Origin of the sequence: Conexibacter sp. CPCC 206217 (genome assembly GCF_030646165.1) — a bacterium.
In the GTDB taxonomy this organism is placed as follows: domain Bacteria; phylum Actinomycetota; class Thermoleophilia; order Solirubrobacterales; family Solirubrobacteraceae; genus Conexibacter.
Genome location: NZ_JAUTDO010000007.1, coordinates 179822 through 203286 on the forward strand (window position 1 = coordinate 179822; position 23465 = coordinate 203286).

Annotated in this window: 23 protein-coding genes; 20 read left to right on the forward strand and 3 right to left on the reverse strand. The window is 72.6% G+C overall.

Annotated elements, in window-relative coordinates:
* Nucleotides 1–106: 106 nt before the first annotated feature.
* From Q7L65_RS19930 to Q7L65_RS19975, 10 genes are all read left to right on the forward strand, one after another.
* Complete coding sequence (locus tag Q7L65_RS19930; protein ID WP_304723829.1) at nt 107–1189, forward strand: histidine kinase; 1083 nt, start codon at nt 107–109, stop codon at nt 1187–1189.
* A 16-nt stretch (nt 1190–1205) separates the two neighbouring features.
* On the forward strand, nt 1206–1865 hold the full coding sequence (locus Q7L65_RS19935; RefSeq protein ID WP_304723830.1) for a response regulator transcription factor: 660 nt from the start codon (nt 1206–1208) through the stop codon (nt 1863–1865).
* A gap of 103 nt (nt 1866–1968) precedes the next feature.
* On the forward strand, nt 1969–3423 hold the full coding sequence (gene murC, locus Q7L65_RS19940; RefSeq protein ID WP_304723832.1) for a UDP-N-acetylmuramate--L-alanine ligase: 1455 nt from the start codon (nt 1969–1971) through the stop codon (nt 3421–3423).
* Nucleotides 3424–3527: 104 nt separating this feature from the next.
* On the forward strand, nt 3528–4481 hold the full coding sequence (locus Q7L65_RS19945; protein ID WP_304723833.1) for a cell division protein FtsQ/DivIB: 954 nt from the start codon (nt 3528–3530) through the stop codon (nt 4479–4481).
* Nucleotides 4482–4685: 204 nt separating this feature from the next.
* Nucleotides 4686–5780 carry a cell division protein FtsZ gene (gene ftsZ / locus Q7L65_RS19950; protein ID WP_304723834.1) on the forward strand — a complete coding sequence of 365 codons (1095 nt, stop codon included), beginning with the start codon at nt 4686–4688 and terminating at the stop codon, nt 5778–5780.
* A gap of 106 nt (nt 5781–5886) precedes the next feature.
* Nucleotides 5887–6978, forward strand: coding sequence for a glycine cleavage system aminomethyltransferase GcvT (gcvT, locus tag Q7L65_RS19955; protein ID WP_304723835.1), 1092 nt, complete (start codon nt 5887–5889; stop codon nt 6976–6978).
* Entirely contained in the window at nt 6978–7364 is a 387-nt protein-coding gene (gcvH, locus tag Q7L65_RS19960) for a glycine cleavage system protein GcvH (protein WP_304723836.1), read from the forward strand. Before gcvT ends, gcvH begins: the two co-directional genes overlap by 1 nt.
* A gap of 22 nt (nt 7365–7386) precedes the next feature.
* Nucleotides 7387–8814, forward strand: coding sequence for an aminomethyl-transferring glycine dehydrogenase subunit GcvPA (gene gcvPA, locus Q7L65_RS19965; RefSeq protein WP_304723837.1), 1428 nt, complete (start codon nt 7387–7389; stop codon nt 8812–8814).
* Nucleotides 8811–10424, forward strand: coding sequence for an aminomethyl-transferring glycine dehydrogenase subunit GcvPB (gene gcvPB / locus Q7L65_RS19970; RefSeq protein WP_304723839.1), 1614 nt, complete (start codon nt 8811–8813; stop codon nt 10422–10424). The genes gcvPA and gcvPB overlap by 4 nt, the downstream gene beginning before the upstream one ends.
* A gap of 136 nt (nt 10425–10560) precedes the next feature.
* Nucleotides 10561–11067 carry a BON domain-containing protein gene (locus Q7L65_RS19975; RefSeq protein ID WP_304723840.1) on the forward strand — a complete coding sequence of 169 codons (507 nt, stop codon included), beginning with the start codon at nt 10561–10563 and terminating at the stop codon, nt 11065–11067.
* Between the two features lie 6 nt (nt 11068–11073).
* On the opposite strand, the gene Q7L65_RS19980 is transcribed toward Q7L65_RS19975, so the two are convergent.
* A complete protein-coding gene (locus Q7L65_RS19980) occupies nt 11074–12510 on the reverse strand; it encodes a cytochrome P450 (protein ID WP_304723842.1) in 1437 nt (478 codons plus the stop codon).
* A gap of 74 nt (nt 12511–12584) precedes the next feature.
* On the opposite strand from Q7L65_RS19980, the gene Q7L65_RS19985 reads away from it, so the two are divergent.
* The 4 genes from Q7L65_RS19985 to Q7L65_RS20000 are packed head-to-tail and all read left to right on the forward strand — an operon-like array spanning nt 12585 to nt 15902.
* Nucleotides 12585–13319: a TetR/AcrR family transcriptional regulator gene (locus Q7L65_RS19985; protein ID WP_304723843.1), complete on the forward strand. Its 735-nt coding sequence runs from the start codon at nt 12585–12587 to the stop codon at nt 13317–13319.
* 10 nt (nt 13320–13329) lie between these two features.
* The gene (gene trpS, locus Q7L65_RS19990; protein ID WP_304723845.1) at nt 13330–14343 is read left to right on the forward strand and encodes a tryptophan--tRNA ligase; all 1014 of its coding nucleotides are present in this window, start codon (nt 13330–13332) and stop codon (nt 14341–14343) included.
* Nucleotides 14344–14373: 30 nt separating this feature from the next.
* Nucleotides 14374–14940: an RNA polymerase sigma factor gene (locus Q7L65_RS19995; protein ID WP_304723849.1), complete on the forward strand. Its 567-nt coding sequence runs from the start codon at nt 14374–14376 to the stop codon at nt 14938–14940.
* A complete protein-coding gene (locus Q7L65_RS20000; protein WP_304723851.1) occupies nt 14937–15902 on the forward strand; it encodes a hypothetical protein in 966 nt (321 codons plus the stop codon). The genes Q7L65_RS19995 and Q7L65_RS20000 overlap by 4 nt, the downstream gene beginning before the upstream one ends.
* 13 nt (nt 15903–15915) lie before the next feature.
* Here the strand turns inward: Q7L65_RS20000 and Q7L65_RS20005 are convergent, their stop codons facing one another.
* The gene (locus Q7L65_RS20005; RefSeq protein WP_304723852.1) at nt 15916–16356 is read right to left on the reverse strand and encodes a nitroreductase/quinone reductase family protein; all 441 of its coding nucleotides are present in this window, start codon (nt 16354–16356) and stop codon (nt 15916–15918) included.
* A gap of 102 nt (nt 16357–16458) precedes the next feature.
* Here Q7L65_RS20005 and Q7L65_RS20010 point away from each other — a divergent pair, with 102 nt between their 5' ends.
* Genes Q7L65_RS20010 through Q7L65_RS20020 form a run of 3 tightly spaced genes read left to right on the forward strand, consistent with a single transcriptional unit; the run spans nt 16459 to nt 18990 of the window.
* A complete protein-coding gene (locus tag Q7L65_RS20010; protein WP_304723854.1) occupies nt 16459–17223 on the forward strand; it encodes a ScpA family protein in 765 nt (254 codons plus the stop codon).
* Between the two features lie 4 nt (nt 17224–17227).
* Nucleotides 17228–18094 (forward strand): SMC-Scp complex subunit ScpB, encoded by an 867-nt coding sequence (scpB, locus tag Q7L65_RS20015; RefSeq protein ID WP_304723856.1) that lies wholly within the window; start codon nt 17228–17230, stop codon nt 18092–18094.
* Between the two features lie 14 nt (nt 18095–18108).
* Nucleotides 18109–18990, forward strand: coding sequence for an SMP-30/gluconolactonase/LRE family protein (locus Q7L65_RS20020; protein WP_304723858.1), 882 nt, complete (start codon nt 18109–18111; stop codon nt 18988–18990).
* 56 nt (nt 18991–19046) lie between these two features.
* Here Q7L65_RS20020 and rlmN read toward each other — a convergent pair whose 3' ends face one another.
* The gene (gene rlmN / locus Q7L65_RS20025; protein WP_304723860.1) at nt 19047–20039 is read right to left on the reverse strand and encodes a 23S rRNA (adenine(2503)-C(2))-methyltransferase RlmN; all 993 of its coding nucleotides are present in this window, start codon (nt 20037–20039) and stop codon (nt 19047–19049) included.
* Nucleotides 20040–20062: 23 nt separating this feature from the next.
* Here rlmN and Q7L65_RS20030 point away from each other — a divergent pair, with 23 nt between their 5' ends.
* Genes Q7L65_RS20030 through Q7L65_RS20040 form a run of 3 tightly spaced genes read left to right on the forward strand, consistent with a single transcriptional unit; the run spans nt 20063 to nt 23460 of the window.
* Nucleotides 20063–20797: a pseudouridine synthase gene (locus tag Q7L65_RS20030; protein ID WP_304723862.1), complete on the forward strand. Its 735-nt coding sequence runs from the start codon at nt 20063–20065 to the stop codon at nt 20795–20797.
* 15 nt (nt 20798–20812) lie between these two features.
* Nucleotides 20813–21178, forward strand: coding sequence for a chorismate mutase (gene aroH, locus Q7L65_RS20035; RefSeq protein WP_304723865.1), 366 nt, complete (start codon nt 20813–20815; stop codon nt 21176–21178).
* Nucleotides 21179–21216: 38 nt separating this feature from the next.
* Entirely contained in the window at nt 21217–23460 is a 2244-nt protein-coding gene (locus Q7L65_RS20040) for an ATP-dependent DNA helicase RecQ (RefSeq protein ID WP_304723866.1), read from the forward strand.
* Nucleotides 23461–23465 lie beyond the last annotated feature (5 nt).

The following is a 23465-nucleotide window of genomic DNA, read 5'->3' on the forward strand; positions in this document are numbered from 1 at the left end:
GTTAACCCCCGGTGAACATCGGGTGTGTGCCGCCTGGGGACTGGGACCTCCCGCAATGACGCGCCGAACACCGGCTGGGAGCCTGTCCGGCATGATCTTTCCTGCGATGTCCACCAGCACCGACAACGGCGCGGCGGGCCGGCCCGACGGCGACGAGTACGAGGTCACGCTTGCGCTGCACGGCATGATCGTCGGGCTCGTCGGCGGCGTCGTGACGATCGTGTGGGCCGTGACCGGCGCCGGCTACTTCTGGCCGATGTGGGCCTGGCTCGGCCTGCTGATCACGCTCGCGATCCACGTGCTCGGCCGTCATCTCGTCGACGCGCTGGAGGGCCGCGCGCGCCCCCTCGCCGTCCACGCCGAGGTGACGATCTTCATCTGCGGCCTCGAGTTGGTGATCTGGGCGATGACCGGCGGCGGCTACTTCTGGCCGATCTGGCCGCTCGTCGGCTTCGGCTCGATCCTCGGCGTGCACTGGCTGCTCGTCAACCGCGAGCTGCTGCCGACGCGCCGCGAGCGCCAGCTGACCGAGCGCGTGGACGTGCTGACGCGCACCCGCCGCGGCGCGCTCGACGTGCAGGCCGCGGAGCTGCGGCGGATCGAGCGCGACCTGCACGACGGTGCGCAGGCGCGCCTGGTCGCGCTGTCGATGCAGCTCGGGCGGGCGGAGGAGCGGCTGGAGGACCAGCCGGAGGTCGCCGCGCTGGTGCGCCAGGCGCGCGGCGAGGCGGGGGCGGCGATCAAGGAGCTGCGCGACCTCGCGCGCGGGATCGCTCCGCCGGTCCTCGCCGACCGCGGGCTGGTGGCGGCGGTCGAGTCGCTCGGCCAGCGCTCGCCGGTGCCGGTGACCGTAGACGCGCAGATCGACAGACGGCTGCTGCCGGTCGTCGAGACCGCGGCCTACTTCGTCGTCGCGGAGGCGCTGACGAACGTCGCCAAGCACGCCCCGTCGGCGTCCGCGCGGGTGACGCTGGCCGAACGCGACGGGCTGCTGATCGTGGAGATCGCGGACGACGGGCCGGGCGGCGCGTCGATCGACGACGACGCGCGCACCGGCGGCTCGGGCGGTGGCTCGACCGGCCTGGCGGGCCTGCGCAACCGCGTCGAGGCGTTGGACGGCGAGCTGCGCGTGACGAGCCCGGCCGGTGTCGGGACCGCGATTCGGGCAGAGCTGCCGCATGGGATCTGAGCGAGAGGGTGCAGGGATGCGCGTCGTGATCGCGGAGGACAACGCGCTGCTGCGCGAGGGCTTGGTGGCGCTGCTGAGAGAGCGCGGGATCGACGTCGTCGCGCAGGCGGAGGACGGCGAGGGCCTGTTGCGGATCGTCTCCGGCCACAAGCCCGACCTGGCGATCGTCGACGTGCGACTGCCGCCGACGTTCACCGACGAGGGCGTGCGCGCGGCAATCGAGGCGCGCACGCGCGACCCGAGACTGGCGATCCTGATCCTGTCGCAGTACGTCGAGCCGGTCTACACGTCGGAGCTGCTGGCGGCCGGCGACGGGGGCATCGGCTACCTGTTGAAGGAGCGCGTCGGCGAGGTGCGGACGTTCGTGGAGGCGTTGGAGCGCGTCGCCCGCGGTGGCACCGCGCTGGACCGCGAGGTCGTCGCCGAGCTGGTGCGCGCCCGCGGCGCGCGCGAGACCGGCGGCCTCGCCGGCCTGACCCCGCGCGAGTCCGAGGCGCTCGGCCTGATGGCCGAGGGCAAGACGAACGCCGCGATCGCCCGCGCGATGGTCGTCACCCCGGGCGCCGTCGAGAAGCACGTCTCCAACATCTTCGCCAAGCTCGACCTCCCCGTCACCGACGACGACCACCGCCGCGTCCTGGCGGTCCTGGCGTACCTCGGGACGGGGGATGGCTGAAGCCTTCGCCCGGCTCGTCTGCGCGCGGCGCCGGCGGGGACGTCGACGAAGCGAGTCGGCGTCGCGGGGCGGGGTGACGGGGTGACCGCTAGGGTCTTGCGCCGTGACGGACGTGAGACCTTGGGCCGGGCGGCGGCTCCACTTCATCGGGATCGGCGGAGCCGGGATGAGCGGGCTGGCGCTGGTCGCCAGCGCGCTCGGGGCGGCGGTCAGCGGATCTGACCGCGCCGACTCGCCGACCGTGGCGCGTCTGCGTACCGGTGGCGCGACCGTCGCCGTCGGGCACGATGCTGCGAACGTGCCGCTGGGGGAGGGCGTCGAGATCGTCTACTCGACCGCTGTGCCGGCGGGCAATCCCGAGCGTGCGATCGGGCGCGAGCGGGGGCTGGTCGAGCTGCACCGCGCCGACCTGCTCGGCGAGATCACGGCGCTGCCGGGCCGGCGCTGCATCGCCGTCACCGGCACCCACGGTAAGACGACCACGTCGAGCATGGTCGTGCACGCGCTGATCGGCTGCGGCCTCGACCCGGGCTACCTCGTCGGCGGCGAGGTCCGCTCGACCGGTTCCAACGCCGGCTGGGGCGCGGGCGAACTGGTCGTCGTGGAGGCCGACGAGTCCGACCGCTCGCTGCTGAAGCTCCATCCCGACGTCGCGGTCCTCACGAACGCCGAACTCGACCACCACGCCACCTACGGCTCTCGCCTCGACGTCGACGACACCTTCCGCGAGTTCCTCGCGAAGGCGACGACCGGGATCGTCGTGTGGGACCGGCCCGAGCTGGTGGCGCTGACGCCGGGCGGTCGGCCGACGAACGACGCCGCGACGGGGGTGAGCGGCACGCCGGCGGTCGGTGGCGGGGCAGCCGGCGGCGGAGCGAGCGACGGGAGGCCGGCGAGCGGACCGGTGGCCGTCGTCCCCTACGACGTCCCCGAGCCGATCCTGGACGCGAACGGGATCCGTTTCTCGTGGCGCGGGCACGACGTGCACCTGACCGTGCCGGGGGCGCACAACGCGCTCAACGCCGCCGCCGCGCTGGAGGCGTGCCGGCTGGCCGGGGCGGATCCGGCGGAGGCGGCCGCCGCGCTCGCTGACTTCCGCGGCGCCGGGCGGCGCTTCGAGTTGCTCGGGACGACCGACGCCGGGGCGAGGATCTACGACGACTACGCGCACCACCCGACCGAAGTCGCCGCGACGCTCGCGGCGGCGCGCACGCTCGCGCCGGGACGGGTCGTCGTCGTCTTCCAACCGCACCTCTTCTCGCGCACGCGCGCGCTCGCGCGCGAGTTCGGGGCGGCGCTCGCCGCGGCCGACCTCGTCGTCGTGCTCGACGTCTACCCCGCACGCGAGCGCGCGCAGGACTTCCCCGGCGTCAGCGGCCAGCTCGTCGCGGCCGCCGCGGCCGACGCACGCCGCGACGGCCCGCCCGCCGGCGTCGCCTGGCTGCCCGCCTTCGACGACGCCGAGCGCTACCTGCGCGCCCACCTGCGTCCCGGCGACCTCTGCCTCGCGATGGGCGCCGGCGACGTCGACGGCCTCGGCCGCCGGCTGCTGGCGTAGCGGGGCCGCCCGCCGCCCCGTCGGCGCGGCTCGCCGCCGCGCCGACATCCACATTGCGTCGATCAGGCAGGCGTCGTCGCCTCGGGGTCGAACCCCTCGGTGGCATGAGTCAGTTCCGCACGCCCACCACCGCCCGTCCGCCGCTCGGCCTCGGCCGCGCGCTGCGCCGCGTCGGCGCGTCCGCCGGGCGGGCCCGGCCGCGCTGGCCCCGTCTGCGCACGATCGTGATCGCGATCGTGTTCGTCGTGCTGCTCACCGCCGGCTGGTTCTGGCTGCGCGACTCCTCGCTGGTCGCCGTCAAGCAGGTCCACGTGACGGGCCTCAACGGCGGTCAGTCGGCCGAGATCGAGCGCGCGCTGGAGGAGGCCGGCAGAAGCATGACCACCTTGCACCTGCGCAGGCAGACGCTCGACACCGCCGTCGCGCCATTCTCGATCGTCAAGCAGATCGAGGTCACGACCGACTTTCCCAACACGCTCAGGATCCACGTCGTCTCCAACGTCGCCGTCGGCGCGATCGAGCTCGACGGCAGACGGATCCCGGTCACCGCCGACGGCACGCTGCTGCGCGACGTCGCCGCCTCCGACACGCTGCCGGTCGTCCCGCTGCACGGCACGCCCGCCGGCTCCCGCCTCGGCGAGGGGGAGGCGCTCGCGGCGCTGGAGGCGCTCGCCGCCGCGCCGCTCACGCTGCGCGCGCGGATCGAGCGGATAGCGACGACCAGAGCGCACGGCTTGGAGCTTCAACTGCGCGACGCGCCGGCGCTGTGGTTCGGCGATCGGACCCGTCCGGCCGCCAAGTGGGCGGCCGCCGCGGCGGTGCTCGCGGACCCCGAAGCGGCCGGCGCGACGTACGTCGACGTGGCCGCGCCGGAGCGTCCGGCGGTCGGCGGACTGCCCGACGGAGCGCCCGCGACGAGCGAATCTGACATCCCCGACGTGCCGGAGGGGGTCACGATCGACCCCGCGACCGGTGCGGCGGTCGATCCGAACGCGACGACGGACACGATGACGCCCGACACGGCAACGCCCGATTCCACCTCGGAGACCGCGCCCTAACCTAACCGTCAACCTGAGGTCGAGCCTCATGCCTGAGGCTTGCGAACGCTCCACATCTGCTGGAGAGTTCGCCCTTCTGCAACGCATCTTGCGGCGCGAAGGCCACGTTGACACCCAGTCGAAAATGCCCGTAACGTGCGACAATCCAGTCACTGGCGTGGGGCCAACTCTCAACGCTAACTCCAGCCTCGGACGGTAACCCTCATGGAAAGCGGCAGCTATCTCGCAGTCATCAAGGTCGTCGGTGTCGGCGGCGGTGGAACCAACGCGGTCAACCGCATGGTCGACGCCGGCCTGCGAGGCGTCGAGTTCATCGCAGCGAACACGGACGCCCAGGCGCTGCAGATGTGCGACGCCGACATCAAGCTCAACATCGGCCATGAGCTGACCAAGGGCCTCGGCGCGGGTGCCAACCCGGACGTCGGCCACGGTGCGGCGGCCGAGTCGCGCGACGCGATCAAGGAGGCGCTGAAGGGCGCCGACATGGTCTTCGTGACGGCGGGCGAGGGTGGCGGCACCGGTACCGGCGCCGCGCCGGTGATCGCCGAGATCGCCAAGAACGAGATCGGCGCGCTCACCGTCGGCGTCGTCACGCGCCCGTTCAGCTTCGAGGGCGCCAACCGCAACCGCCAGGCCGAAGAGGGCATCCAGCGACTGCGCGAGCAGGTCGACACGCTGATCGTGATCCCCAACGAGAAGCTGCTCGGCGTCGTCGAGCGCCGCACGACGATCATCGAGGCGTTCCGCGAGGCCGACAACGTGCTGCGCCAGGGCGTCCAGGGCATCACCGACCTGATCACGATCCCCGGCCTGATCAACCTCGACTTCGCCGACGTGCGCACGATCATGCACAACGCCGGCACGGCGCTGATGGGCATCGGCACCGCCGGCGGCGAGACGCGCGCAGTCGACGCCGCCAAGGCGGCGGTCTCCTCGCCGCTGCTGGAGGCCTCCGTCGAGGGCGCCACCGGCATCCTGCTGAACATCACCGGCGGCCACGACCTCGGCCTCTTCGAGGTCAACGAGGCGGCGGAGATCGTCTCGGCCGCGGCCGACGCGAACTCGAACATCATCTTCGGCGCGGTGATCGACGACACGATGGGCGACGACGTCCGTGTGACGGTGATTGCGACCGGCTTCGAGCACGGCGGCGGCGGGCCGGTCGCGCGCGCCACCAACGAGGCGCGCGAGACCGCCAGAACGACGCGCAGACGCCGCGACGTGACGATGGACGACCGCCAGCGCTCGTCGCTGGAGATCAGCGACGACGACATCGACATCCCGTCGTTCCTGCGCTGAGCTGCGGCGCCCCCGCTGGGGGCGCCGTTCCGGAGTGCGTCGCGGCGCCGTTTGCTGCGTCAGGGCGAGCTTCGCGGCCGGGTGGATTGGTAGCCTCCGACGCCCTGTGAGCGCTTCTGAGACGTCCCTCCGCCGCACCCCGTTGTTCGACCGCCACAAGGCCCTCGGCGCGAAGCTCGTGCCGTTCGCGGGCTGGGAGATGCCGGTCCAGTACCCGGCCGGCATCAAGGCCGAGCACCTGTCCGTCCGTGACGCCGTCGGCGTCTTCGACGTCTCCCACATGGGCGAGGTCGAGACGCGCGGTCCGGGCGCGCTGCGCTTCCTGCAGCGGATCCTCTCCAACGACGTCGAGAAGATCGCCGTCGGCGGCGCGCAGTACAGCGTGCTGTGCAAGGAGGACGGCGGCGTCCTCGACGACCTCTTCACCTACCGGCTGGGCGACGACCGCTACCTGACGGTCACCAACGCTGACAACCACGAGAAGGACCTCGCGTGGTTCGTCAAGCAGGCGCAGGCGTTCGACGACGTCGAGGTGATCGACCGCGCGGCCGACTACGCGATGCTCGCGGTCCAGGGTCCGCAGGCGCGCGGCCTGGTCGAGCGGCTGCTGGCCGACGGCGAGGCGCTGCCCGCCCGCTTCAAGACCGCCGAGCTGACCGTCGCCGGCGCGCCGGCGCTCGTCTGCGGCACCGGCTACACCGGCGAGGACGGCGTCGAACTGCTGGTCGCTCCCGCGGACGCGCCCGCCGTCTGGGACGCCGTCACCGCGGCCGGCGCCGCGCCGGTCGGCCTCGCCGCGCGCGACACGCTGCGCCTGGAGGTCTGCTTCCACCTCTACGGCAACGACCTGATGGAGTCGCGCGGCCCGATCGAGGCCGGCCTCGGCTGGTGCTGCAAGGAGCAGACCGGCTTCATCGGCTCCGACGCCGTCGCGGCCGCGCGCGCCGTCGGGCCGAGCGAGCTGCTCGCCCCGTTCGTCTTCACCGGCCCGGGCATCCCGCGCCAGGGCAACGCCGTCGTCGTCGGCGGCGAGGTCACGAGCGGGACGCTGTCGCCGAGCCTCGAGATCGGCATCGGGATGGCGTACCTGCCGGTGCAGCGGGCCGTGCCGGGCACGGAGATCGAAGTGGACGTGCGCGGCAAGCTGCGCCCGGCCGTCGTCAAGGAAAAGCCTCTCTTCAGAAAGGGCGCCAGCTAATGGCCGACGCGAGCTACCCCGAGGACCTGCTCTACCACGCCGAGCACGACTGGGCCCGGATCGACGGCGACATCGCCACGTTCGGCGTTACCTGGTTCGCCCAGGACTCACTCGGCGACGTCGTCTTCTTCGACCCGCCGAAGGTCGGCGCAGAGGTGACCGCGGGCGAAGGCTACGCTGAGGTGGAGTCCGTCAAGGCCGTCTCCGACGTGATCGCCCCGCTCAGCGGCGAGATCGTCGAGGTCAACGAGGCCCTGAAGGACACGCCCGAGCAGATCAACGACGACCCCTACGGCGAGGGCTGGATGGTGAAGGTGCGGCTCAGCGATCCCTCGCAGACGGCGACCCTGCTCGACGCCGCCACCTACACCGCGCAGCTGGACTGAGAAGGGGCTGACCGAGACCGATATGAGCACGTACACCTCCGCAACAGACGCCGATCGGCGCGCGATGCTCGACGCGATCGGCGTCGACTCGATCGACGCGCTGTTCGCCGACATCCCCGCCAGCCTGCGCCTCGGGCGCGGGCTCGACCTGCCCGCCGGCATGGCAGAGCAGGAGGTGTACGCCCATCTGCGCGACCTCGCGGCGCGCAACGTCTCGGCCGAGGACGAGGTCAGCTTCCTCGGCGCCGGCATGTACGACTCCTACGTGCCGGCGCTGATCGACTCGATCATCCTGCGCTCCGAGTTCCTGACGCCGTACACGCCGTACCAGCCCGAGATCTCGCAGGGCGGTCTGCAGGTGATGTTCGAGTACCAGACGGCGATTTCGGAGCTGACGGGCCTGCCGGTCTCCAATGCCTCCGTCTACGAGGGTCCGAGCGCCGTCGGCGCCGCCGGGTACCTCGCGAAGCTGACCAACGGCCGTCCGCGCGTGCTGGCCTCGCGCGGCGTGCACCCGCACAGCCGCCAGACGCTCGTGACGCTGTCCTACGGCTACGGCCAGACGGTGCAGGAGATCCCGCTCAAGGACGGCGTCACCGACCTCGAGGCGCTGAAGGCGGCGCTGGCCGACGACGTCTCCGCCGTCGTGCTGCAGCAGCCGAACTTCCTCGGCTCCGTGGAGGACGTCGCGGAGCTGACCGCGGCCGCGAAGGAGCACGGCGCGCTGGTGATCTGCGCGTGCGACCCGATCCCGCTCGGGATCCTGCAGCCGCCCGGCGAGCAGGGCGTCGACATCGCCGTCGGCGAGGGCCAGACGCTCGGCAACCGGCTCGACTTCGGCGGCCCCTCGTTCGGCTTCTTCGCCGCCGCGCAGGAGCACATCCGCCGCATGCCGGGCCGCATCGCCGGCGAGACGACCGACGTCGACGGCCGCCGCGGCTTCGTGCTGACGCTGCAGACGCGCGAGCAGCACATCCGCCGCGAGAAGGCGACTTCCAACATCTGCACCGCGCAGGCGCTCAACGCGCTCGCCGGCGTGATCTACCTGTCGTGGCTGGGCCGCGACGGGCTCGTCGAGCTGGGCGAGCTGCTGGTGCAGCGCACGGCGTATGCGCGCGACCGCCTCGCGGCGATCGACGGCGTCTCGCTGCTGCACGAGGCGCCGGTCGTGCGCGAGTTCGCGGTCCGCCTCGACGCGAACGTCGAGGCCGTCGTCGAGCGGCTCGCGGCGGAGGGGATCAACGCCGGCTTCCGGCTCGGGCGCGAGTACGACGAGTACGCGGACGGGCTGCTGGTGGCGATCACCGAGCAGCGTTCCAAGGCTGACATCGACAGACTCGCCGACGCGCTGGAGCGGGCGGTCGCCGAGCTGCGCGGCAGCGGCAGCGGCGCCAGCTCGGACGCCGGCGGCCGAGCCACCGCCGCGACGGGCGCGGGAGCAAACGCATGAGCGCGCCCACGAACGACAACAGGTTGCACGGCGACCCGTCGATCTCCGCGCACGAGGGTCCGCATGGCGACCGCAGCAGGTTCGCGCACATCGCCAACGCGCCGCAGACGGGGATCCCGTTCCAGCGCGACGACGTGACGACGATCTACGAGCGCTCGGTCGAAGGCCGCCGTGCGTTCAGCGCGCCGCCGCTCGACGTGCCGGCGCGCTCGCTCGACGAGCTGATCCCGGCGAAGCTGCGCCGCAGTGCGTCGGCGCGATTGCCGCAGGTCTCCGAGCCGGAGATCGTGCGCCACTACAACCGCCTGAGCAAGCGCAACTTCGACCTCGACACCGGCTTCTATCCGCTCGGCTCGTGCACGATGAAGCACAACCCGAAGTTGCACGAGCGCGTGGCGGCGTTGCCGGGCAATGCGCGGTTGCATCCGTTGCAGGATCCGAAGCGGGCGCAGGGTGCGTTGGAGTTGATGTACGGCTTGCAGCAGTCGCTTGGTGAGATCGCCGGCCTGCCGCATGTGTCGCTGCAGCCGAGCGCGGGTTCGCACGGCGAGCTGGCGGGCGTGCTGCTGACGCGGGCCTACCACGAGGACCGCGGCGAGAAGCGCACGAAGGTGCTGACGCCGGACACCGCGCACGGGACGAACCCGGCGACGGTGACGATGGCCGGCTACGAGGTCGTCAAGGTCGGCACCAACGCCGACGGCGGTGTCGACGTCGAGGACCTGCGCGCGAAGGCCGACGAGACGGTTGCGTGCCTGATGCTGACGAATCCGAACACGCTGGGCGTGTTCGACGCCAACATCGAGGAGATCGCGAGGATCGTCCACGGCGTGGGGGCGACGTTGTACTACGACGGCGCGAACCTGAACGCGATCATGGGCGTCACGCGGCCCGGCGACATGGGCTTTGACATCGTCCACTTCAACCTGCACAAGTCGTTCACGCAGCCGCACGGCGGCGGCGGCCCGGGGGCAGGACCGATCGCGGTGTCGGAGCGGATCGCCCCGTATCTGCCGGTGCCGCAGGTCGTCAAGCGCAGCGAGGCGAACGGGACGGCCGCGGTCTTCGACCTCGAGCACGACATCCCGAAGTCGATCGGCAAGCTGCGCGGCTTCCAGGGCAACTACGGCGTCTTCGTGCGCTCCTACGCCTACATCCGCTCGCTCGGGGCGGAGGGGCTGAGAGAGGCGTCGGAGGTCGCGGTCCTGAACGCGAACTACCTGCTCGCGCTGCTCAGAAGAGCGGGGATCGCCGAGTACCTCCCGGCCGCCTTCGACCGCATCTGCATGCACGAGTTCGTGCTGTCGGGCGCGCCGATGAAGCGCGACCTGGGGATCAGAACGCTCGATCTCGCCAAGCGCCTGCTGGACCACGGCGTGCATCCGCCGACGGTCTATTTCCCGTTGCTGGTCGACGAGGCGCTGCTGTTGGAGCCGACCGAGACGGAGACGAAGGAGACGCTGGACGACTTCGCCGCCGTGATCGCGGAGATCCTCGCCGAGGCCAAGCAGGACCCGCAGATCGCGTTGAACGCGCCGTACACGACGCCGGTCCGGCGCCTGGACGAGGCCGGCGCGGCAAAACGACCCGTCATCCGCCAGCCGCTGTAGGACCGCTGGTCCAGCGCACGTCGCCCGCCTGGCGCCGTTGGGTCCGGTGGGCGCGTCAGTGCGCTTGCCGCGGGTCGTTTGGGTGATTGCGCGAGGGGTACGGCGAGGAGAAGCAACCTACCGCCACGGAGGTTCCATGATCCGCCTCAGCGTCCCCTCCCAACCCAAGCCGATCGCTCGTCTCACCGGTCGCCGCAAGCACGAGCAGCGCGACCGGAACATCCGACGCGGCGGTATCGCGCTGCTGCTCGCCGGCGCCACCGGCTTCGCGCTGGCGACGCTGCTTGGAGCCAAGCGCCGCAACGCGCTGAAGGGGCGCGTCGCCGGACTCGCGCACAGACATCCGCACGACTACGACGACGTGACGCTCGCGCGCAAGGTCGAGTCGGAGATCTTCCGCCCCGACGACGCGCCGAAGGGTGACGTCGACGTCAACGCCCACGACGGCACCGTCGAGCTGCGCGGCGTCGTCAACGCGCCGGAGCAGATCGACGCGCTCGTCGACGCGGCGGCGCACGTCGACGGCGTCGTCCGCGTCGAGAACCTGCTGCACCTGCGCGGCACGCCGCCCAGACACGCCCCGCCGTCGGATCCCGCCGACGTGCGCGCGCGGGCGTCGTCCTCGTCGGTCAACGGGAGCTGAGTCGAGCTACCCCGCCCGCCGCGCCGTCATCACGACGCGCGCGCCGTGGGCGGGGATCATCGTGACGTTGCGGTGGCGCGCGTGCTCGGGCGCCGCGTCGGCGGCGACGAGGTCGGTGCGGCGTGCGATCGCGCGCAGCACGACGCGCTGCTCCGCCATCGCGAGCGCGGCGCCGAGGCAGCGGCGGATCCCGCCGCCGAACGGGATCCAGGTGTAGCTGCCGGGTCTGACGCCGACGAACCGCTCCGGCCGGAACGCGAACGGGTCCGGGTAGACGTCTTCGCGGTGGTGCAGCAGCAGGATGCTCATCAGCACCGAGGTCTCGGCCGGCACGACGTACTCGCCGAGCTGCCACGGCTTCATCACGCGCCGCCCGATCATCGGGATCACCGGGCGCGAGCGCATCGTCTCGTGGATCGTCGCCTCGATCCAGCCGTCTGCGTCGGCGTACTCGGCGTCGCCTGAGCGCGCGACGTCGCGCAGCCGATCGTACGCGTGCGGGGTGCGCACGAGCCGCTCGAACGACCATGCGAGCGAGTTGGCCGTCGTCTCGTGGCCGGCCAGCACGAGCGTCAGCAGCTCGTCGCGCAGCTCTCTGTCGGTCAGCGGCGTCCCGTCCTCGTCGGTCGCGTTCAGCAGCAGCGAGAGGATGTCGGTGCGCTCGCCCGCGTCGCCGGCCGCGCGGCGCCCGTCGATCACGCCGTAGACGTGTCTGTCGACGACGGCCAGCAGTCTCTTCAGTGGCCCGGCCGCCTCCTCGCGGCGGATGTTGAGCAGCTCGAACAGCTGCGCCTCGGGCCGCACCGACAGCCCGACCGCCCAGCGGATCGTGTCGCGCAGGCCGCGCTCCGGCGTGCCCTTCTCCGGAAGGCCCTCGACGCCGAAGATCCCGGCCATGATCACGTCGAGCGTGATCGCCTGCATCCGCGGCGCGAGCCGGAACGGCTCGCCGACCGGCCACGTGTCGATCTCTCTGTCGGCGGCCTGCTCGATCATCGCCGCGTAGCGCGCGACCGCCTCGCCGTGGAACGGCGGCAGCAGCAGCTTGCGCTGGCGCATGTGGCGCGGGCCGACCGCGGTCAGCACCGAGTTGGGTCCGACGATCGGCCGCAACGGCGACTCGCCGGTCAGCGACGGCGCGTCGTCCGGTCTCGCCGTGAACAGCGATCTGACGTGGTCCGGGTGGGTCGTCACGACGACGAAGTCGTCGTCCCCGATGCCACGGAACTGGAACACCTCGCCCAGTTCGCGGCGCGCGCGGAACATCAACTCGATCTGGCGGACGCTGAAGCGCAGCGTCTGCAGCGCGCGCGGCAGCGGGATCTTCGGCGGCATCGCGACGGGCGCGTCGCCGAGCGGGAGCGGGCCGGCGGGGGAGGGCGGCGCCACGCCGATCAGCGGCGCGGCGGTCGCGGCGGCGGGCGTCGGAGCGGTGGTGGCCATGGAGACTATTGAATCAAAGTTCAATAGTGCTGTCGAATGCCTACGTGTCGCCCGCCGCTTAGACTCGGCGGACGATGGCGAGCCCTCGCACACGGATGGCGATCGACGTCCGCCGCGAGCAGCTGCTCGACGCGGGCGTCGCGCTGTTCGCACAGCGCTCGTGGGAGGAGGTCTCGATCGACGAGATCGCGGCCGCCTGCGGTGTCTCGCGCGGGCTGCTGTACCACTACTTCGCGGGCAAGCGCGGCTTCTACGTCGCGAGCGTCGAGCGCGCTGTGCAGCGGCTGCACGAGACGATCGAGCCCGACCTCGCGCTGCCGCCGACCGAGCAGCTGCTGACCGGTCTGCGGCGCCACTTCGGCGGGATCGAGCAGCACGCCGACGCGCACACGCTGCTGCTCGGCGTCGCGGCGAGCGACGAGGATGTCGCGGCGATCGTCGCGCGCGACCGCGAGGCGTTCGCGGAGCGGGTGCTGGCCGGGATGCCGGGCGCCGGCGGCGGCTCGCCGCTGGCGCGCGCCGCGGCGCGGGCGTGGATCGGCGCGGTCGAGGCGGCCACGCGCGAGTTCATCGACCGCCGCGACGTGACGGCGGAGCAGCTCGTCGCGTTGCTGGCGGAGGCGCTCGTCGCGGCGTTGCTGGCGGCGTCGCGGCTGGATCCGAGCATCGAGGTCCCGGCCGCGGTCGTCGCGGCGGCGGGCGGCGGGATCGTCGACGCGATCGAGGCGGCGCGGCAGGCCGAAATCCAGAGAGTGGGCGGTGGCGCGTCGGGAGTCGATCTTCCCTCGCGCACCGACCCCGATCGGTAGCTTTTCCGTCGTGCGCATCTTCTCCGGGATCCAGCCGACCGGTCGCAAGCACCTCGGCAACTACATCGGGGCGATCGAGCCCTATGTCCAGCACCAGGAGCTGGGCGAGGCGATCTACTGCGTCGTCGACCTGCACGCCACGACGGTGCCGTACGAGCCGGCGAGGATGCGCGAGAGCGTTTACGACACGGCGGTGATCCTGCTGGCGGCCGGGCTCGACCCGGAGCGCTGCATCTTCTTCCGCCAGAGCGACGTGCCGGAGCACACGGAGCTGAGCTGGCTGCTCGCCTCGGTGACCGCGTTCGGCGACCTCAACCGCATGCACCAGTTCAAGGACAAGGCTGGCGCCCAGCGCGACCTCGTCTCCGCGTCGCTCTTCACCTACCCGATCCTGATGGCGGCCGACGTGCTCGCCTACCGCGCGCAGCAGGTGCCGGTCGGCGACGACCAGCGCCAGCACGTCGAACTGATGCGCGACATCGCGGTGCGCTTCAACGCGCGCTTCGCGCCGGACGCCGAGACGCCCCCGCTGGTCGTGCCCGAGGGCGCCTATCGCGAGATCGGCGCGCGGATCATGGACCTGCAGGAGCCGACGCGCAAGATGTCGACGACCGGCGGCACCGAGCAGGGCACCGTGCTCGTGCTGGACGAGCCGAAGACGATCGAGAGAAAGTTCAAGCGCGCCGTCACCGACTCCGGCAGCGAGATCGTCCGCAGCCCCGAGAAGCCGGGCGTCTCGAACCTCATCGAGATCTATGCCGCCGTGAGAGGGATCGGCTTCGAGGCGGTCGAGGCCGAGTTCGCCGACGCCCGCTACGGCGACTTCAAGGGCGCGGTCGCCGAGGCCGTCGTCGCGCGCCTGACGCCGGTGCAGGAGCGCTACAGCGAGCTGCGCGCCGACGAGGCCCGCCTCGAGGCGATCTTCGCCGCCGGCGCCGAGAAGGCCCGCGCGATCACCTCGCAGACGCTCGTGGACGTGCGCGAGCTGATGGGCGTCGGGCCGCGCAGCAGCACCCGCTTGTAAGCGCGGGTCCTGATCTGGACATATGCGGGTGTGACCGATCGCGCCCGCCTCGAAGCGCTCTACGCCGAGCACGCCGCCGCCGTGCACTCCTACGCGCGCCGCCGGATCGATCCGGCGAGCGCGGAGGACGTCGTCGCCGAGACGTTCCTCGTCGCCTGGCGCCGGCTCGATCGCGTACCACGGCACGATCCGCTGCCGTGGCTGTACGCGACCGCCCGCCACGTGCTCTCCAACCAGCGCCGCGGCGACGCCCGCCGCGCGGCGCTGACGGCGCGGCTGACGCGTGAGCCGGTCCCACCCGCGCGGGCCGCCGACCATGGCGGGCTCGCTGGCTCCGTCAGCGACGACGGCGAGCGCCTGCTGCGCGCGCTCGCCGAACTGCGCCCCGCCGACCGCGAGGCGTTGCTGCTCGTCGCGTGGGAAGGGCTGACACCGGCGCGCGCCGCCGCCGCGCTCGAATGCTCGCGCCCGGCGCTGCACGTCCGCGTCCACCGTGCCCGGAAGCGGTTGGAGGCGGCACTGGAGCGCGTGCGAGACGGCGAAGCCCGTTCGCCGCTCGATACTCCCGACAGATCTCCGCAGGAGGCCCGCGCATGACCGACGTGATCGAACTGCTGCGAGCGCACGATCCGGAGCGCGATGGCGGACAAGCGCCGCCGATCGGGCCGCTGCTGGCGCGCCTGGGGGAAGACCCTGAGCCGGCGCGGCCGGGACGTCCGCGCCGGCCCAGTCGCGTGGCGGTCGCGGTCACGCTGGCGTGTCTCGCGGCCGTCGCGATCGTCGCCGTCGCGGTGGGCGGCAGCGGCGGCGATGATCGCCGCGACGGGACCGCGGTGCACGACGTGCCGGCAGCCGGCAGCGTGATCGTCCACACGATCGCCCGCACGCGCGTCTTCCAGCCGGACGGAAGACCGGTCCGGCAGGTCATGGGGAGTGTCGACGGCAGATCGATCGGAACGATGGACGGGCCGGTCGAGCGCTGGAGCGCCACCGCGCCGAACCGCTGGCGACAGATCCAACGGTTCCTGCCGAGCGGCCGCATGCCCGGCGGGACCGACGAGCGAGCGTATGCCGATCGCGTCGAGCGAATGCGGATGCCATGGCAGCCGGGCGTCACCGTTCGCAGAGCCGGCTCCGGTGACGGCCTCGGCGCCGGCGTGGGACCCGGTGCACCGGCCAGCCGCGTCCTGCTGGCGGGAACGACCGATCCGCGCGCGGCCGTGCGCCGGATGCTCGACAGCGGCGAGGCAGAGGCCGACGGCGAGGTGACGCGCGGCGGGCGCAGACTGCTGCGGCTCGTCGCGACGACGGCGGCGAGACGACCCAAGCCGCGCGCGTACATCCCCGCGACCCGCACCGTCTACCTGATCGACGCGGAGACACATGCGCCGGTCGAGGTCGAGCGCTTCTCCGGACGGCCGTGGCGCCCGGGGACGCGGCCCAGAGGCGCCCCAGACCTCGCGGGTCCGGTCTTCCGGACGACCTACGAGAGCTACGAGCAGCTGCCGCTCAACGACGAGACCGCGCCCCTGCTCAGATTCGGCGGTCCGACGCGCTGAGTGAGCCTCGCGCTCAGACCGGGTCGAGGTCGATCCGGACCGTCGTCAGATCGGTTCCGAACGTGCGCACGGCGCGGGCGTTGGCGGCGCGGCCGGGGCCGGAGGCGGCCAGCCAGCGCTGGCGCTCCAGCGGGTCGTCGTCGGGCAGGACGGTCGCGGTGCCGGTGCGCCAGACCTGGCGGCGGCCGTCCTTGATCCGCACCCGCACGCGCGGGTTCGCGCCGATGTTGCGCACGTAGGCGGCTCTGGCGCCGTGCTCGGCGACGATCCAGAACTGCTCTCCGACGAGGCCGTTGCCGACGGGCGTCTGGCGCGCGAGGCCGCTTCTGCGGCCGGTCGTCTCCAGCAGCGCGTAGCTCGCGGGCGCCAGTCCGCGCCCGATCAGCCACTTCGCGAGCGGGTTGAGGAGCTTGTTCTGAAACGGCTTGACGATCCGCGCCTTCAGCTGCGACATGGTCATGAGCCTGACAGAAATGCGTTCCTGCGCGGGATCTTCTCGGAAACCGGCGCGCAGCCGGGGAGAGGCGTCGGGTGCTGTCGCTAGCGTGTCGAGTCGATGCGTGCCGCTGACCTCGACCTTGACCTGGAAGTCTTCGCCGGGCCGTTCGACCTGCTGCTCACGCTGATCCTGCGCGAGGAGGTCGACCTGCTCGAGGTCGACCTCGCCGACGTCGTGCTGACGTACATCGACTTCCTCGAGGCGAAGGGCGAACTGGACCTCGAGCTGGCGACCGAGTTCCTCGTGCTGATCGCGGCGCTGCTGGAGCTGAAGTCGCGCCTGATGCTGCCGGGCGAGGAGGAGGAGCTGCTCGACCTGCAGCCCGGCGAAGCCGCCGAGGAGCTGCTCGCCCGCCTGCTGGAGGCCCACCGCTACCGCGGCGCCGCCGAGTTCCTCGCGCGTCGCCTCGACGAGCAGTCCGGCTACCGCTTCCGCCACGCTCCGCTGCCGAGCGAGCTGCGCCGCGGCACGCTCGACGACTCGCGCCCGGTCTACGACCCGGCGCTGCTCGGCACGGCGATCGGCGGAATGCTGCGGATGCCGCCCGAGATCTCGCTCAGCCACGTGACGATCCAGAGAGTGACCGTCGTGGAGCGGCTCAGACACCTGCGCTCGCTGCTGCATCGCGGCCGCTTCTCGTTCGACGAGGCGGTCGCGAGAGCCGACCGCGTGACGGTCGCGGTGACGATCTGGGCGCTGCTGGAGCTGTACAAGCGCGGGGAGGCGACCTGGGAGCAGGACGAGCCGTTCGCCGAGATCATGGTCGAGGCGCGTGACGATCCGCCGTGGGCGGCGACGGCTGCGACCGCCGAGGCGGTCTAGCGCGATGGCCGAGGAGCGGCAGGAGCCGGGCGCGGGGGAGACCGCGCCGGCCGAGGGCGCTGCGCTGGAGCGCACCGCCGACGAGACGCCCGCCCAAGAGCGTCTCCACTACGACACCGAGGAGCTGGAGCGCGTGATCGAGGCGCTGCTGTTCCTCTCCAGCGATCCCGTCAGCGCGCAGGCGCTCGCCGACGCCAGCGAGACCGACCTCGACGAGGTGCAGGCCGCGCTGCAGGCGCTCGGCGCCGACTACGAGACACGCCGCCGCGGGATCGTCCTGCGCGAGCTGGCCGGCGGCTTCGTGCTCGCCTCCAACCCGACCGCCGAGGACGCCGCGCGCCGCCTCTTCGGCAAGCCGCGCACGCCGCCGTTGACGCCCGCGCAGGCCGAGACGCTCGCGGTCGTCGCCTATCTGCAGCCGGTCTCGCGACCGGAGATCGCCCGCATCCGCGGCGTCAACGCCGAATCGGCCGCCGCGACGCTGATCGAGCGCGGCGTGATCGAGGAGGCGGGGCGCTCGCAGTTCGGCGCGTTCCTGTACCGCACGACCGACCTGTTCCTGCGCCTCTTCGGCCTGCAGACGCTCGACGACCTGCCCGACGTCAGCGTCTGGGATCCGTCGCCCGAGGTCGCCGCCAACATCCGCGACCGCCTGCTGCGCGCCGGCGAGGCGCGCCTCGGCGTCCCGACCGCCGCCCAGCCCGCCGAGGGCCGTCGCGCGCGCCCCGGCGAGGCGGCCCCGGCCGGCGACTCGCTCGGCGCGCTCGGCGAGGACGCCGACGTGGCGCAGCGCGACGACGACGATGGCGGCGACGACGACGGACCGCCGCCCGGCCGCGTGATCCACTTCACGCCGAACTCGGCGGCGTAGATACGCTGCCGCGCATGCGCGCGATCGAGGTCTTCAGCCCCGTCACCGCCGAGCTGGGCGAGGGGCCGGTCTGGGACAGCCTCCGCCAGCGGCTCGTGTGGGTCGACATCGACGGGCGGCAGGTCCACGTCACCAGCGGCGACGGCGCGACGACCCGCTCCTACGCGACGCCGGCGCCGGTCGGCGCGGCCGCCCTGCAGCACGACGACGACAGGCTGCTGCTGGCGCTCGGTGTCGGCTTCGCGCGGCTGTCGCTGCACGACGGCACCATCGCCAAGCTCGCGGATGCGCCCGGCGCCGATCCTGCGCTCGTGCGGATGAACGACGCCGAGGTCGATCCCGCCGGCCGCTGGTTCGCTGGCACGATGGGCTACGACCAGCGTCCCGGCGGCGGCCGGCTCTACCGGCTCGACGCGGGCGGCGCGATCGCGACCGTGCTCGACGCGGTCACGATCTCCAACGGCCTCGCCTGGTCGGCCGACGGCGGCACGCTCTTCTACGTCGACACGCCGACCCGAACCATCGCCCGCTTCCCGTTCGAGATCGCCGGCGGCACGCTCGGCGAGCGCGTCGTGCACGCCGACACGAGCGCGCTCTCCGGCATCCCCGACGGACTCACGCTCGACGGCGACGGCAACCTCTGGGTCGCGTTCCACAACGGCTGGTGCGTGCGCTGCTTCTCCGGCGCCGAGGGCACGCTGCTGGAAGAGGTCAGACTGCCCGTGCAGAAGCCGACGAGCGTCGCCTTCGGCGGTCCGGACCTGCGCCGCCTGCACGTCACCAGCGCCCGCAAGGGCCTCGACGCCGCCGCGCTCGCAGCTCAGCCCGACGCCGGCCGCGTGCTCGTCTTCGAGCCCGGCGTCCAGGGCGTCCCGACCCGTGCGGCGACTGTCTGAGCGCCGCACCGGCTGGCGCGCGAGCCCGCCGCGAGCGCGGCGACTGCGCCGCGCGGCTACGCCGCCTTCAGCGCTCTGACCGCGAGCTGCCCGCAGGCCGCGTCGATGTCGCGGCCGCGCGTGAGGCGCACGGTCGCGGAGATGCCGTGCTGCTCCAGCACCGCGCGGAACGTCTCGATCGCCTCGCGCGACGAGCCGTCGTAGATCGAGTCGGTCGGGTTGTACGGGATCAGGTTGACCTTGTACATCCACGGCTCCAGCAGCCTCGCGAGCTGCAGCGCCTGCGCGTAGCCGTCGTTGACGCCGGCCAGCATCACGTACTCGATGAAGACCATCCGCCGCTTCCGCTCGTAGAAGTCGCGGCACGCTCTGAGCACGTCGGCGAGTCTGTAGCGGTCGTTGACCGGCATGATCTGCGAGCGCAGCGCGTCGTCGGGCGAATGCAGCGAGAGCGCCAGGCGGATCGGCATCTCCTGCTCGGTCAGCCGCTCGATCCCGGGGATCCAGCCGACCGTCGAGATCGCCGTGCGGCGGTGCGTGATGCCGATGCTCGGCAGCCGCTCGCAGGCGGCGAGCACGTGGTCGAGGTTCATCATCGGCTCGCCCATGCCCATGAAGACGCAGTGGTCGACCTCCTCGATGCGGCGGAAGTGCAGCGCCTGGTCGAGGATCTCCGACGCCGTCAGGTTGCGGCCGAACTTCATCGTCCCGGTCGCGCAGAAGGTGCACGTCAGCGGACAGCCCGACTGCGACGAGAGACAGAGCGAGCGGCGGCCGTCTTGATATCGCATGAGCACGGCCTCGACCGCGCGGCCGTCGTGCGTGGAGAAGAGCGCCTTGACGGTCCCGTCGCTGGCGTGCGCCTCGTGCTGGAGCGTCAGCGAGGAGAACGGCACGCGCTCGGTGAGCGTCGCGCGCAGCGCGGCCGGGAGGTTCGTCATCTCGTCGTAGGAGGAGGCGCCTCTCGCCGTCCACTCCCACACCTGTCTGGCGCGGAACGGCGGCTGGCGCTCGTCGGCGAGCGTTCTGGCGAGCAGGTCGAGATCCATGAAGCCTCTATGGTGGCAGGCTCATGCGTCTTGCAAAGTTCCTCGCCCACGCCGGCGTCGCATCGCGGCGCGCCTCCGAGCAGCTGATCGCGGACGGCCGCATCTCCGTCGGCAACCAGATCGTGCTCGATCCCGCGCTCGACGTCAGCGAGGACAGCGACGTCCGCTACGACGGCGAGCGCGTCCGCGGCGCCGAGATCCGCGTCGTCTACGCGCTGCACAAGCCGGCCGGCGTCGTCTCGACCGCATCCGACACGCACGGCCGCCGCACGGTCGTCGAGCTCGTCCCGCAGGGCAAGCGGCTCTACCCCGTCGGCCGGCTCGACGCCGACTCGACGGGGCTGATCCTGCTGACCAACGACGGCGATCTCGCCAACCGCCTCACGCACCCGCGCTTCGAGGTGCCGAAGACCTACCGCGCGACCGTCAAGGGCCCGTCGATCACCGAGCGCACGCTGCGCTCGCTGCGCGAAGGGGTGCGGCTGGAGGACGGCATGACCGCGCCCGCGCGCGTGCAGCGGGTCTCCGCGCACGTGATGGAGATCACGATCCACGAGGGCAAGAAGCGCCAGGTGCGGCGCATGTGCGAGGCGGTCGGCAACCCCGTCAGATCGCTCGTGCGGACCCAGTTCGGACCGCTGCGGCTGGCCGATCTGCAGCTTGGCCGTTCGCGCCGCCTGACCGCCAGAGAAGTGCAGGAGCTGGCCGCGGCCGCGCACGAGCCCGCGACCGCGGCGGCGCAGCGGCCGCGCGCCTGACAGAATCTCGCGGCCATGCGGCTCTATGCGCTTCGAGGCGCCATCACCGTCGACGACAACGACGCCGAGCAGATCCTCTCCGCCACGGACGAGCTGATGCGCGAGTTGATGACGCGCAACGCGCTCGAGGCCGAGCAGATGGTCAGCTGCCTGTTCACGATGACGGGCGACCTCGACGCGCAGTTCCCGGCCGTCGCGGCGCGCCGGATGGGGCTCAGCAGAGTGCCGCTGATGTGCGCGCAGGAGGTCCCGGTGCCGGGCTCGCTGGCGCACGTGATCCGCGTGATGGTCCACTACTACGGACCCGAGGACCGCGAGCCGCAGCACGTCTACCTGCGCGGCGCGCGCGTGCTGCGGACCGACCTCGAGTCGGCGCAGTAGCGACCGACCTCGCCGGTCGCTCGGCTACCTTCCTGGACGTGCTGCGCGCGCTCAGATCCCTCACCGCCGTCCTCGCCGATCCGGCCGCTCCCGCAGCAGACGCGGAGCTGCAGCGGGTGCGCGCCGAGTGGAGCGCGCTCGCGCCAGAAGAGCGCGAGGCGCTGACCCCGCTCGCGAGACTCGCGGCCGCTCGCGTGCGCGCTGCCGCGCCGCGCCCGCGGCCTGCGGATGACGACGACGGCCGCCTCGACTACCTCGACAGTCTCGGCGGCCCGATCGAGGAGGAGGACGAGGGACGCTTCGGCGGCTTCGACCCCGGCGCGGCCGCACCGCCGGCGTTCGATCCGGGTGGGTTCGAGGACGCGTCTGGCACCGGGTTCGCTGACGCGTCGCGGGGCACGCCCGCCGGTCGGCCCCGCGCCGCCTTCGACGCCCGTCCCGACGCGCGCGAGGCGATGACGACGGCGGCGCCGACGCTGTTCGGCGAGTCGCCCGCTGCCGGCGGCTCGAGCTCGGCACCCGCCCGCCCCGCGCCCCGCGCGCCCAGGCCGCGCAACCCCGCCGAGACGCCCGATTCGCTGCTGCCGTTGCTGGGCCTGCGCACCTTCCGGCCCGGCCAGCGCGAGGCGGTGCAGGCCGCGCTCGACGGGCGCGACGCGCTCGTCGTGATGCCGACCGGCGGCGGCAAGTCGCTCTGCTACCAGCTGCCCGCGCTCGCCAGCGACGACCTGACCGTGATCGTCTCGCCGCTGATCGCGCTGATGCGGGACCAGTGCGCGCGCCTGACCGACCTCGGCCACCCGGCCGTGATGCTCGCCTCCGGCGGCGACGGCGAGAGCAACCGCCAGGCGCTCGACCAGATCCGCAGCGGCGAGGCGACGGTCGTCTTCGCGGCCCCGGAGCGGTTCGCCTCCGGCGCCTTCCGCAGCGCGCTGGCGCATCGCGCGATCGCGCTGTTCGTCGTCGACGAGGCGCACTGCGTCTCCGAGTGGGGCCACGACTTCCGCCCCGACTACCTGCGGCTCGCGTCCGTGATCGGCGACCTCGGCCACCCGCCGACGATGGCCTGCACCGCGACCGCGACGCCGAAGGTCGCGGAGGAGATCGTCGCCCGCCTCGGCCTGCGCGAGCCCGAGCGCGTGCGCTCCGGCTTCGACCGCCCGAACATCTCCTTCGACGTGCTGCCGTTCGACGGCGAGGGCAGCGTCGCCCGCAAGCGCGCGACGCTCGTCGCCGGCGTGCAGATGCCGGAGAACCGCCCGGCGGTCGTCTACTGCGGCACGCGCAAGTCGACGGAGGAGATCGCGACGCTGCTCGACGACGCGGGCATGAACACGGTCGCCTACCACGCCGGCATGAACGCGGAGCAGCGCTCGCTGCGCCAGGACGCGTTCATGCGCGGGGACGTCGACGTCGTCGTCGCGACCAACGCGTTCGGGATGGGCGTCGACAAGGCCGACGTGCGCTCCGTCTGGCACTGGGCGCTGCCGAGCAGCCTCGAGGCGTACTACCAGGAGGCCGGGCGCGCCGGGCGCGACGGTCAGCAGGCGCGCGCGATCCTGCTTGCCTCGCGTGCCGATCTCGGCCGCCTCGTGCGCTTCATCAAGGAGGCCGAGGTGACGCCGGAGCAGGTCGCGGCGATCGTCGGCCGGCTGCGCGCGCAGGCCGGGGCGGAGGGGGCGGTCGAGCTGGACACCGGCGCCGAGGGCGACCGCGTCGCGCTCGCCGTCGCCGAGCGCGCCGGGGCGCTGGCGCTCGCGCCGGGCGGCGGCGGCCGGATCCGCGTCGAGCTGACCTCCGGCGGGCTCGACCGCGGCCGCGTCGCGCAGCTGTGCCGCGCCGCGACGAATCGCCGCTGGGAGTCCTACCGCACGATCGAGGCGTACGCCGCGACCGGCGACAGATGCCGCCGCCGCCAGCTGCTGGACCATTTCGGCGACGACTCGCCGGCCGCCCCGATCGGCCGCTGCTGCGACGTGCACGACGCGGTCGACTGGCTGCCGCCGATCACGGTCACCTCGTCGCGCAAGGGCCGCGCGTCGGCGGCCGCCGCGGCGGAGGAGGGTCCGCCGGTCTCCGACGCGCAACTGGCGCCGCTGAAGGAGTGGCGCCGCGGGCGGGCCGACGGCAAGCCGGCCTACACGGTCGCGACCGACGCGACGCTGCGCGAGGTCGTGCGCCGCAAGCCGCGGACGGCCGCCGAGCTGCTCGACATCAGAGGCATCGGCCCCTCGTTCGTCGAGAAGCATGCTGCGTCGCTGCTCGAGCTGCTGGCACAATAGGACGC

Coding starts and splice junctions, on each gene's coding strand:
- Q7L65_RS19930 (WP_304723829.1), top strand. CDS start 107: ATGTCCACCAGCACCGACAACGGCGCGGCGGGCCGGCCCGACGGCGAC.
- Q7L65_RS19935 (WP_304723830.1), top strand. CDS start 1,206: ATGCGCGTCGTGATCGCGGAGGACAACGCGCTGCTGCGCGAGGGCTTG.
- Q7L65_RS19945 (WP_304723833.1), top strand. CDS start 3,528: ATGAGTCAGTTCCGCACGCCCACCACCGCCCGTCCGCCGCTCGGCCTC.
- ftsZ (WP_304723834.1), top strand. CDS start 4,686: ATGGAAAGCGGCAGCTATCTCGCAGTCATCAAGGTCGTCGGTGTCGGC.
- gcvH (WP_304723836.1), top strand. CDS start 6,978: ATGGCCGACGCGAGCTACCCCGAGGACCTGCTCTACCACGCCGAGCAC.
- gcvPA (WP_304723837.1), top strand. CDS start 7,387: ATGAGCACGTACACCTCCGCAACAGACGCCGATCGGCGCGCGATGCTC.
- gcvPB (WP_304723839.1), top strand. CDS start 8,811: ATGAGCGCGCCCACGAACGACAACAGGTTGCACGGCGACCCGTCGATC.
- Q7L65_RS19975 (WP_304723840.1), top strand. CDS start 10,561: ATGATCCGCCTCAGCGTCCCCTCCCAACCCAAGCCGATCGCTCGTCTC.
- Q7L65_RS19980 (WP_304723842.1), bottom strand. CDS start 12,510: ATGGCCACCACCGCTCCGACGCCCGCCGCCGCGACCGCCGCGCCGCTG.
- Q7L65_RS19985 (WP_304723843.1), top strand. CDS start 12,585: ATGGCGAGCCCTCGCACACGGATGGCGATCGACGTCCGCCGCGAGCAG.
- Q7L65_RS20000 (WP_304723851.1), top strand. CDS start 14,937: ATGACCGACGTGATCGAACTGCTGCGAGCGCACGATCCGGAGCGCGAT.
- Q7L65_RS20005 (WP_304723852.1), bottom strand. CDS start 16,356: ATGTCGCAGCTGAAGGCGCGGATCGTCAAGCCGTTTCAGAACAAGCTC.
- Q7L65_RS20010 (WP_304723854.1), top strand. CDS start 16,459: ATGCGTGCCGCTGACCTCGACCTTGACCTGGAAGTCTTCGCCGGGCCG.
- scpB (WP_304723856.1), top strand. CDS start 17,228: ATGGCCGAGGAGCGGCAGGAGCCGGGCGCGGGGGAGACCGCGCCGGCC.
- Q7L65_RS20020 (WP_304723858.1), top strand. CDS start 18,109: ATGCGCGCGATCGAGGTCTTCAGCCCCGTCACCGCCGAGCTGGGCGAG.
- rlmN (WP_304723860.1), bottom strand. CDS start 20,039: ATGGATCTCGACCTGCTCGCCAGAACGCTCGCCGACGAGCGCCAGCCG.
- Q7L65_RS20030 (WP_304723862.1), top strand. CDS start 20,063: ATGCGTCTTGCAAAGTTCCTCGCCCACGCCGGCGTCGCATCGCGGCGC.
- aroH (WP_304723865.1), top strand. CDS start 20,813: ATGCGGCTCTATGCGCTTCGAGGCGCCATCACCGTCGACGACAACGAC.